The organism is Streptomyces sp. FH025, assembly GCF_017427025.1.
In the GTDB taxonomy this organism is placed as follows: Bacteria; Actinomycetota; Actinomycetes; order Streptomycetales; family Streptomycetaceae; genus Kitasatospora.
In genome coordinates this window covers 1-9,522 of sequence record NZ_JAFLNG010000279.1, presented here as the reverse complement: position 1 = coordinate 9,522, position 9,522 = coordinate 1, and the positions used below count along the sequence as shown (strand labels likewise).

General features: G+C 73.8%; 10 protein-coding genes and 3 tRNA genes. 6 read left to right on the top strand and 7 right to left on the bottom strand.

Annotated elements, in window-relative coordinates:
- Positions 1-388 (top strand): LytR C-terminal domain-containing protein (locus J0670_RS20240; protein ID WP_207813042.1); only part of this gene is annotated, 388 nt, incomplete at its 5' end.
- A 15-nt stretch (positions 389-403) separates the two neighbouring features.
- Here J0670_RS20240 and J0670_RS20235 read toward each other — a convergent pair.
- From J0670_RS20235 to J0670_RS20215, 5 genes are all read right to left on the bottom strand, one after another.
- Positions 404-1,315, bottom strand: coding sequence for a 1-aminocyclopropane-1-carboxylate deaminase/D-cysteine desulfhydrase (locus tag J0670_RS20235; RefSeq protein ID WP_207813041.1), 912 nt, complete (start codon positions 1,313-1,315; stop codon positions 404-406).
- 82 nt (positions 1,316-1,397) lie between these two features.
- The gene (locus J0670_RS20230) at positions 1,398-2,066 is read right to left on the bottom strand and encodes a GPP34 family phosphoprotein (protein WP_207813040.1); all 669 of its coding nucleotides are present in this window, start codon (positions 2,064-2,066) and stop codon (positions 1,398-1,400) included.
- Between the two features lie 41 nt (positions 2,067-2,107).
- On the bottom strand, positions 2,108-2,335 hold the full coding sequence (locus J0670_RS20225; protein WP_207813039.1) for a hypothetical protein: 228 nt from the start codon (positions 2,333-2,335) through the stop codon (positions 2,108-2,110).
- A 9-nt stretch (positions 2,336-2,344) separates the two neighbouring features.
- Complete coding sequence (locus J0670_RS20220; protein ID WP_207813038.1) at positions 2,345-3,292, bottom strand: SPFH domain-containing protein; 948 nt, start codon at positions 3,290-3,292, stop codon at positions 2,345-2,347.
- Between the two features lie 291 nt (positions 3,293-3,583).
- Positions 3,584-3,657 (bottom strand) — tRNA-Ile (locus J0670_RS20215).
- A gap of 188 nt (positions 3,658-3,845) precedes the next feature.
- Between J0670_RS20215 and J0670_RS20210 the strand changes: the two genes are divergently transcribed.
- Both J0670_RS20210 and J0670_RS20205 read left to right on the top strand, forming a co-directional pair.
- A complete protein-coding gene (locus J0670_RS20210; RefSeq protein ID WP_207813037.1) occupies positions 3,846-4,700 on the top strand; it encodes a serine protease in 855 nt (284 codons plus the stop codon).
- Between the two features lie 118 nt (positions 4,701-4,818).
- A complete protein-coding gene (locus J0670_RS20205) occupies positions 4,819-5,565 on the top strand; it encodes a serine protease (protein ID WP_207813036.1) in 747 nt (248 codons plus the stop codon).
- A 145-nt stretch (positions 5,566-5,710) separates the two neighbouring features.
- Here the strand turns inward: J0670_RS20205 and J0670_RS20200 are convergent.
- Positions 5,711-5,783: transfer RNA gene (locus tag J0670_RS20200), tRNA-Asn, on the bottom strand.
- 62 nt (positions 5,784-5,845) lie between these two features.
- Positions 5,846-5,918 (bottom strand) — tRNA-Asn (locus J0670_RS20195).
- Positions 5,919-6,148: 230 nt separating this feature from the next.
- On the opposite strand from J0670_RS20195, the gene J0670_RS20190 reads away from it, so the two are divergent.
- The 3 genes from J0670_RS20190 to J0670_RS20180 all read left to right on the top strand — a co-directional run.
- A complete protein-coding gene (locus J0670_RS20190) occupies positions 6,149-6,454 on the top strand; it encodes a hypothetical protein (RefSeq protein ID WP_307806604.1) in 306 nt (101 codons plus the stop codon).
- Positions 6,455-6,561: 107 nt separating this feature from the next.
- Positions 6,562-8,010 carry an FGGY family carbohydrate kinase gene (locus J0670_RS20185; RefSeq protein WP_207813035.1) on the top strand — a complete coding sequence of 483 codons (1,449 nt, stop codon included), beginning with the start codon at positions 6,562-6,564 and terminating at the stop codon, positions 8,008-8,010.
- Positions 8,011-8,121: 111 nt separating this feature from the next.
- Positions 8,122-9,522, top strand: a 1,401-nt coding sequence (locus J0670_RS20180) for a glutamate decarboxylase (RefSeq protein ID WP_207813034.1), incomplete at its 3' end; no start/stop codon positions are given.

The window sequence follows — 9,522 nt, the reverse complement described above, 5'->3', positions numbered from 1 at the left end:
GGTCAACGGGGTCGGCACCTCCGGCCTGGCCGGCTCCGGCGCCGAGGCGCTCAAGGGGCGCGGCTTCCAGAACGTCGTGCTCGGCGCCAACAGCCCCGGCAAGCAGCGCACCGAGGTCGCGTACGACCCGGCGCTGAAGGCCGTCGCCGACCAGGTGGCGGCGCTCTTCCCCGGAGCCCGTACGGTCGAGGAGCCGGGCTCGGAGACGGTCACCGTCACCCTCGGCCCGGACTACCGGCCGACCGGCACCCAGCTGAACTCCGCAGCCGCTCCGTCGGGCACTCCCGGCACGCCCGGCACCCTGCCGAGCGGCATCCCGACCGGCATAGCGGAGAACACCCGGGGCGCCGACACCGACCCGTGCGCCGACCTGACCTTCGGGTCCTGAGCCGAGGCCCGGGGCCTACTCAGGGTCCGGCAGGCCGGTGACCACGGCCGTCAGGCGGGTGCCACGCGGAAAGGCACCCGCCCCGGCCAGGTCGGCCAGCGCGGCGAGCAGCTTGGCGACGTAGCGCAGCTCCACCGGGATGCCGTGGCGGCGCTCGAACTCCCCCGCGAAGGCGGCCAGTTCGGCCGGCACCCGGCCGTAGCCGCCGCCGTGGTGCGCGTGGTCGATCCGCCAGTTGTCGAACTCGCGCCCGTACGCGGCCCGGTGCAGCCGGGCGACCTCCGCCTCCAGGTAGCCCTCACCGCCGCGCAGCACCGCCACCCCGAGCGCCCGCGCTCCCGGCGGCAGGCCCGCCGCGATGCCGGCCAGGGTGCCGCCGGTGCCGACCGGGCAGCAGACCACGTCGCGCCCGTCCAGGTCGGGCAGTTCGGCGGGGATCGCGGCCGCGCCGGTCACCGCCAGGGCGTTGGAGCCGCCCTCCGGGAGCACCAGGCAGGGGCCCCAGCGGCGCTGCAGCCCGTCCGCGCCGTCCTCCCCGGCGACCCGGCCGGTGGCCTCCCGGTAGGCGGCCCGGGTGAGGAACTCCAGCCTCATCCCGTCCCGTTCGGCGGCCCGCAGCGACCAGTTGCGCGGCCGGTCGGCCAGTTCCTCCCCGCGCACCAGCCCGACGCTCTCCAGCCCCAGCGCCCCGGCCGCGGCCGCCACCGCCCGCAGATGGGTCGAGTAGGCCCCGCCGAAGGTCAGCAGCCGGGGGTGGCCCCGCTCGACGGCGGCGGCCAGGTTGGGCGCGAGCTTGCGCCACTTGTTGCCGGGGACGGCCGGGTGCAGCAGGTCGTCCCGCTTGAGCCGCAACTCCACCCCGGCCCGGGCGAACACCCCGTCGGTACAGTCCACCAGCGGGGTCGGCAGCAGAGCGGGTTCGAGCACCCCACCAGCCTAGGCCGTACGACACGGGAGCCCGGCCGCCCCCTCGGCGACCGGGCTCCGTGCGGGCCCCGTGGACGGCCCGTCAGCCGATGACCGCGCCCTCCGCCGCGTGGTTGGCCATCCGCCAGGCCAGCGCCGTCCGGAGGGCCTTCGGGACGGGGCCGGCCGCCGGGGCCAGCTTCGCGATCCGGCCGCGGTACTCCCTGGTGTGCTTGGGGCTCAGCGCCACGCGCAGCCGTCCGGCGGCGACCAGGGCCGTGAGCGCCGCGTCGGCCGGGTCCACCCGGCTGAGCGGGCTCTTCAGCGAGGCGGCGACGGAGTCCGCCAGCGCCTCGCGCACCTCGACGTCCTTGAGGGTGACCCGGGTGGCCGGGAACAGCCCGACCACCCGGTGCGGGCGGAGGTCGATCCAGCCGGCCTCCGCCAGGCCGTCCCGGACCCGCCGGATCGGCTGGTCCCGCCCGGCGCTCCTGGCGTGGCCGACCCACCAGCTCCAGCCGTGCGGCCGCTTCTCCCGGATCTGCTCCAGCAGCCGGGCGCTGTACGGGTCCAGGCCCGCCGAGGCCTCGGGGCCGCGGGTCCGGGCGACGGGTGTCCGGCCGTCCTCGCGCACCAGTCCCCGGCGCAGCAGTTCGGTCAGCGACGCCGCCTGGAGCAGCAGGTTGAGCGAGGAGTGCTGGGTGGTCCGCCCGCGCCGCGGGTCGTAGGCGAGCAGGTACAGCTTCTCGGGAAGGTTGACGGGCAGGTCCATCTCGGGTCTCCGAAAGATCTGTGGGTGCCCGGCCGTCGCGGTCAGTCCCGGTCGGGACTTCCGTTCTCCGGGCTCTCCTTGGGCGGGCGACCGCGCCGGGGAAGCCGGGCCGCGCCGCCGGGCATCCGGCCGGCGTCGGTGAGGGCGCGGCGGAGCAGGAACTCGATCTGGGCGTTGGTGCTGCGCAGTTCGTCCCCGGCCCACCTGGCCAGTGCGTCGTGAACTGAAGGGTCCAGTCGCAACAGGATCTTCTTCCGTTCCGTCGCCAACGCCGCGCCTTACTGGTAGAGGGAGCCCGTGTTCACGACGGGCTGGGTGCCCCGGTCTCCGCAGAGCACCACCAGGAGGTTGCTCACCATGGCGGCCTTGCGTTCCTCGTCCAACTCCACCACATCCCGCTCGGCGAGTCGGTCCAGCGCCTCCTCGACCATACCGACGGCGCCCTCGACGATCAGTCGACGGGCGGCCACCACGGCCCCGGCCTGCTGGCGCTGGAGCATCACCTGGGCGACCTCGGGCGCGTAGGCGAGCCTGGTGATCCGGGACTCGATCACCCGCACCCCGGCCGACGCCACCCGGGCGGCGATCTCGGCGGAGAGCTTGCGGGCGATCTCCTCCGCGCCGTCGCGCAGCGACAGCTGCCCCTCGTGGTGGGCGTCGTACGGGTAGCTGCTGGCGATGTGCCGCACCGCGGTCTCGGTCTGGATGGCGACGAAGTCGGTGTAGTCGTCCACCTCGAAGACGGCCATCGCGGTGTCCTCGACCTGCCAGACCACCACGGCGGCCATCTCGATCGGGTTGCCGTCGGCGTCGTTGACCTTGTTGGTCTCGGTCTCGTGGTTGCGGATCCTGGTGGAGATCCGGCGGCGGCTGGTGAACGGGTTCACCCACGCCATGCCGGCGGTCCGGATGGTGCCCCGGTAGCGGCCGAGCAGCTGGACCACCCTGGCCTCTCCGGGCGACACCACCGTCAGCCCGCACAGCACCACCAGTGAGACCAGGATCACCAGCGGTCCGGCGACCACCAGTGCGACGCCCGGGCCGTCGTTCCCGGCGCCCAGCTGGATGCCGCCGCCGACGAGGCCGGCCAGCCCGGCGAGCAGGCCGAGCAGCGCGCCCCCGAGCACCGGCAGCCCGGCGGCGCCGGTGATGACCCGCTCGGTGGTCGCGGGGACCGGCAGGTCGATGGCAGGGCCGTCCTCGACGGCGGAACGCGGTGTGGTCATGGGACCGTCCCCCAAGTTCGTCTGTTCGGTTCAGCTGTCAAAGTGATATCACTTTTTTCGCGCGGAACGCCAGGGACCTGCACGGAAACGGTGCGGAAGGGGCTCCCGGGCCAGGCGGGAGGACGTCATGGGAGGCCTGAGCCGATGCCCACGGGCGGGTGAATTCCGGCGCGCCACAGACCGGAAGGGGGTGGCGGCGTCCTAGACTCTCCGTCGTCACGGGCGGCGGAAGCTCCAGCTCGGGAGCCCGCCCGCGGACGGTCGTACGACACTCGTCACGCGTCGCAGAGGTGGGGCGGGTGGGACTCGAACCCACGACCAAGGGATTATGAGTCCCCTGCTCTAACCGGCTGAGCTACCGCCCCGGTTCGCCGCGCACCGGTCGTCGGCACGGCAGCAGCAGACGGCCCCGCGAGGCCGTCTCCGGGCAGCATAGCCGGTCGATCACCCGTGGTGCGCGCCGGGGGCTCACCTGGGTGCGCGACGGTGTGCGCCTCTCCGGGCGGAGCAGCCCGACTGGCGCCGAGGGGCCCCGAGGGGGCAGCCTGAGCGGATGACGACGCGTGGGACGGCGGCGGCCGCCGGGGCGCTGGTGCTGGCGCTCGCGACGGCGGGCTGCACCACCTCGGCGAGGCCGGGCGGGGGCACCCTGACGGTCACCTCCGCACCGCCCTCGGCCACCACCCCCGCCAACGCTCACGGCTGGAACAGGCAGCGGCTCCGCAGCGCCGTCGACAAGCACACCGGGGTCACCCGCACCGCCAGACCCACCGTGCTCAACGGCCTGGTCGGCGCGGTGTTCACCCGCAACGCGGACGGCGACCACTTCTGCACCGCCAGCGTCGTGGACAGCGCCGGGCTCAACCTCGTCGTCACCGCCGCCCACTGCGTCTGGGACCCGAAGATCGGCCAGCGCAGCGACCTGGTCTTCGTCCCCGGCTACCGCAACGGCGACACCCCCAGCGGCGTCTGGCCGCTGGTGGCCGTCACCGTGGACGACGGCTGGAAGGACCACGCCGACCCGGACATGGACGTCGCCTTCGCGGTCGTCCAGGCGCAGAACGGACGGCAGGTGCAGCAGGTGCTCGGCGCCAACCGGCTGGGCGTCAACCGCGGTTACCGGCTCCCGGTGCGGGTCACCGGCTACCCCGGCAGCAGCGACGTCCCGATCACCTGCTCCAACACCACCACCGAGCAGAGCCCCACCCAGCTGCGGATCGACTGCCCCGACTACACCGGCGGCACCAGCGGCAGCCCCTGGGTGACCGACTTCGACCCCAGCACCAGGACCGGCAGCGTGGTCGGCGTGATCGGCGGCTACCAGGAGGGCGGCAACAGCCCGGACACCTCGTACAGCAGCTACTTCGGCGACCGGGTCCAGGCCCTCTACGACCGGGCCACCGGCTGAGCCCGCCACCCGCCACGGAGCGGCGGTGGCGCCGCCGGGCGCGGCCTGGTAGATCTTCCTCACGAACGGCGGAACGCACGGCCCCGGTGCCCGCCCCGAGGAACGAGACGGAGCTCCGATGGCCCCCCGCCCGGTGCCGCCCGCGCGCGCGGTCGGAACCGCCGCTCTGACCGCCCTGCTGCTGGCCTCCGGCACCGCGTGCGGCGGGCAGGACAAGGCGCCGACCGCGGAGGTCGCCCAGCCCTCGCCGGCCCGTGACCGGATCGGCACCCTGTCCGTCCACAACGCGCAGGGCCCCCGGGCCTGCACCGCGAGCGTGGTGCACAGCCCCGGGCGCAACCTGCTGGTCACCGCCGCGCACTGCGTGCAGAACCAGCGGGTCGGCCTGCTGGACGGCCTGGTGTTCACTCCCGGCTACCGCAACGGCTACTCCCCGTACGGGACTTGGCAGGTGCAGTCGATCACCGTGCACCCGCGCTGGGCGGAGGAGGACGACCCGGACTACGACGTGGCCTTCGTCACGGTCCGGCCGGTCGACGGCCGCCAGGTCGAGGACGCCGTCGGCGGCAACCAGATCGGCACCGGCCAGGGCTTCGGGCTGGCGGTCTCGGTCACCGGCTACCCCAACGACAGCGACGAGCCGATCACCTGCTCGGTCCGGACCCGCTCGCAGAGCTCCACCCAGGAGCGCTTCGACTGCGGCGGCTACACCGACGGCACCAGCGGCAGCCCGTGGGTGACCGGGGACGGCGCGGTGGTCGGCGTGATCGGCGGCTACCAGGAGGGCGGGGAGACCCCGGGCACCTCGTACAGCGTCGCCTTCGACCAGCGGATCGCCGACCTCTACCGGAAGGCCACCACCTGACCCGGCGCGCGTCCGCCGCCCCGCCGGGGTGACGGACGCGACACCCGCGGGGTGACGGACGCGACAGCGGCGCGGGCAACACGAAGGCCCCCCGGTCATCCGAGGGGCCCTCGCTCTGAGCAGTCACCGGGCGGACCCGGTGCAGCTCCCGCAATTGGACTCGAACCAATAACCTGCCGATTAACAGTCGGCTGCTCTGCCAATTGAGCTATGCGGGATCGCGGTACCCAACTTCCGTACCACGGACAGGAGACGGGCTCATGAAGAGCCTTCTCCCGAGCTCCCCCAATTGGACTCGAACCAATAACCTGCCGATTAACAGTCGGCTGCTCTGCCAATTGAGCTATGGGGGATCGGCTTCCGCTTCGGCTCCCGTTTACCGGGCTCCTCGGCGCTCGCTGCGGGACATACATTAGCGCACTCGGGGGGGTGGTCCGCCAATCGCTTTCGCGGACCGCCCCGCACCGCCGTCCCGGCGTGCCCAGCGCGCGCCCGCGACGGCGCCCGGGGATGCTGGGGGCTCGGGACGGTTCGCCGTCCCGACCAACGGGTAGGGCAATGCGGCAGAAGGCCGCAGGAGAGGGTGGATCCGATCATGTGGAAGCTGTCGTTGGCCGTGGGGTTCGCGGCCGGCTACGTCCTGGGCTCGCGGGCCGGGCGCCAGCGCTACGAACAGATCACCAAGATCACCCGGCAGATCGCCCAGAACCCCACGGTGCAGGGGGCGGCCGACCGGGCACGGCAGCAGGCCGGCGCGGTGGCCGGGAAGGCGGCGGGCGCCGTGGCGGACAAGGTCGGGGACCGGCTGCCGAACGCGCTCACCGACCGGGTGCCGTACTTCAACCGCCCCCGGGCGGAGGACGACGGCTGGGGTACCTTCCGCCCGTGACGGGGCGGAAGCACTAAGGCAAAGAGGGTCCCAACCAGGGGTCCCGAAGCTGCAACGGCTCACCCGGCCCGGACGCGTCCCGGGCCGGGCTGAGGCATGATCTCGACATGGCCATCGTCGCGGGGATAGACAGCTCGACCAACCGCACCCGGATCGTCGCGTGCGACGCCGACACCGGCGCCGTCCTGCGGTCCGGCAAGGCGCCGCACCCCGTCCCCGACGACCAGGAACTCCGCGCGGGCGAGGCCGACCCGCAGGTCTGGCTGCACTCGCTCGGCGACGCCGCCGCCGGCGGCCTGCTGGAGGGCGTCCGGGCGATCGGCGTCAGCGCCCAGCAGCACGGCATGATCGGCCTGGACGCGGGCGGGGTGCTGGTACGGCCCGCGATCCTCTGGAACGACCCGCGCTCCAGCGGCGCCGCCGCCAAACTGCTGGACGCCCTCGGCGGCCCCGCCGCCTGGACCGCCGCGATCGGCGCGGTGCCCGCCCCGACGTACACCATCGCCAAGCTGCGCTGGCTGGCCGAGTTCGAGCCCGCCAACGCCCGCCGGATCGCCGAGGTGCTGCTGCCGCACGACTGGCTGGTCGCGCAGCTGCTCGGCCACCCCAAGCGCCGCACCACCGACCGGGGCGACGCCTCCGGCACCGGCTACTGGTCCCCGATCACCGGCGAGTACCGGCAGGACCTGGTCGAGCTGGCGCTCGGCCACGAGCTCAGACTGCCCGAGGTGCTGCCCCCCGCCGAACCCGCCGGACACACCCCGGAGGGCCTGCTGATCTCGGCCGGCACCGGCGACAACATGGCCGCCGCACTGGGACTGGGCCTCGGCCCGGGCGACGCGGTGGTCTCGCTCGGCAGCGCCGGGACGATCTTCGCGGTGCACGAGCAGGCCGTGGTCGACGCCTCCGGCCTGGTCTCCTCCTTCGCCGACGCCAGCGGCCGCCACCTGCCGATGGTCGCCACCCTCAACGCCGCCCAGGTGCTGCGCTCCACCGCGGCGATGCTCGGCCGGGACCTGGACGGGCTGAGCGACCTCGCACTGCACTCCACCCCCGGCGCGTACGGCCTGGTGCTGCTGCCGTACCTGGACGGCGAACGCACCCCCGCGCTGCCGCACGCGGCCGGCACCCTGACCGGCCTGCGGGCCGAGGCGATGGCCCCCCAGCACCTGGCCCGGGCCGCCGTCGAGGGCATGCTGTGCAACATCGCCGACGCGCTGGACGTACTGCGCGCCCAGGGCGTCGGCGTGAAGCGGGTGTTCCTGCTCGGCGCGGCCGGCCGGCTGCCCGCCGTACGGCACATCGCCCCGATGCTGTTCGGCGTCCCGGTCGTGGTGCCCCCGCCGGGCGCGCACGCCGCCCGCGGCGCCGCCCGGCAGGCCGCCTGGGCACTGGCCGAGACCCCGGAGCCCCCGGAGTGGGAGCTGCCGGAGGCCGAGACCGTCGAGCCCGAGGACGAGCAGGACCTGGCGATCGGTTCGGCGGTGCGTCAGCAGTACCGCGCGGCCCGCGACCAGATCCACCCGGAGGCGGCGTCCCGGGGCCAGGAGGCCTGAGCCCTCCTGAGGGGGTGTTGGCCGAAGTCCGCCGCTGAAGATGCGTCACCCCGCGCCCGGTGGCAGCGTGGTGCGGGACACGACCACCGAGGCGAAGGACGGCAGCACCCCATGGCCTTGCACAAGGGGGCCGGCGACGACCGCCGGCTGAGCGTCAATCCGTTGCTGGGCATCACCGACCCGCTCGGCGCGATGGAGCTCGCCCCGCCGATACACCGTCTCGCCGAGGGACCGGTCGCGGCCGACACCGCGTACCAGCTGATCCACGACGAGCTGATGCTGGACGGCAGCGCCAAGCTCAACCTGGCGACCTTCGTCACCACCTCGATGGAGGCCCAGGCCACCCGGCTGATGACCGAGTGCCTCGACAAGAACATGATCGACAAGGACGAGTACCCGCAGACCGCCGAACTGGAGCGCCGCTGCGTGTCGATCCTCGCCGACCTCTGGCACGCCCCCGACCCGGACACCGCCGTCGGCTGCTCCACCACCGGCTCCAGCGAGGCCTGCATGCTGGCCGGCATGGCGCTCAAGCGCCGCTGGATGCGCCGCAACGCCGAGCGCTACGCCGCCGGGGCCCGGCCCAACCTGGTGATGGGCGTCAACGTGCAGGTGTGCTGGGAGAAGTTCTGCAACTTCTGGGAGGTCGAGGCGCGCACCGTGCCGATGGAGGGCGAGCGCCTCCACCTCGGCCCCGAGCAGGCCGTCGCGCTGTGCGACGAGAACACCATCGGCGTGGTCGGCGTCCTCGGCTCCACCTTCGACGGGTCGTACGAGCCCATCGCGGAGATCTGCGCGGCCCTGGACGCCCTCCAGGAGCGCACCGGCCTGGACGTCCCGGTGCACGTGGACGGCGCCTCCGGCGGCATGGTGGCGCCCTTCCTCGACCCCGAGCTGGTCTGGGACTTCCGGCTGCCCCGGGTGGCCTCGATCAACACCTCGGGCCACAAGTACGGGCTGGTCTACCCGGGCGTCGGCTGGGCGCTGTGGCGGGACAAGGAGGCGCTGCCCGAGGAGCTGGTCTTCCGGGTGAACTACCTGGGCGGCGAGATGCCGACCTTCGCGCTCAACTTCTCCCGGCCCGGCGCGCAGGTGGCCGCCCAGTACTACGTCCTCCTGCGGCTCGGCCGGGAGGGCTTCCGGGTGGTCCAGGGCGCCAGCCGGGACGTCGCGACCTACCTGGCCGGGGAGATCGAGAAACTGGGCTGCTTCCGGCTGCTGACCCGCGGCGACCAGCTCCCGGTGTTCGCCTTCACCACCACCGAGGACGTGCCCTTCGACGTGTTCGACGTCTCCCGGCGGCTGCGCGAGCGCGGCTGGCAGGTGCCCGCGTACACCTTCCCGGCGGACCGGGAGGACCTCTCGGTGCTCCGGGTGGTCTGCCGCAACGGCTTCTCCCGGGACCTCGCCGACCTGCTGCTGGCCGACCTCACCCGGCTGCTGCCGGAGTTGCGGCACCAGCCCTCCCCGCTCAAGGAGCTCGGCATCCCGGTCCGGTCCGGCTTCCACCAC

Excerpts from the sequence above, each read along its gene's own strand:
- J0670_RS20230 (WP_207813040.1), bottom strand. The coding sequence starts at position 2,066 with ATGGACCTGCCCGTCAACCTTCCCGAGAAGCTGTACCTGCTCGCCTAC.
- J0670_RS20220 (WP_207813038.1), bottom strand. The coding sequence starts at position 3,292 with ATGACCACACCGCGTTCCGCCGTCGAGGACGGCCCTGCCATCGACCTG.
- J0670_RS20210 (WP_207813037.1), top strand. The coding sequence starts at position 3,846 with ATGACGACGCGTGGGACGGCGGCGGCCGCCGGGGCGCTGGTGCTGGCG.
- J0670_RS20205 (WP_207813036.1), top strand. The coding sequence starts at position 4,819 with ATGGCCCCCCGCCCGGTGCCGCCCGCGCGCGCGGTCGGAACCGCCGCT.
- J0670_RS20185 (WP_207813035.1), top strand. The coding sequence starts at position 6,562 with ATGGCCATCGTCGCGGGGATAGACAGCTCGACCAACCGCACCCGGATC.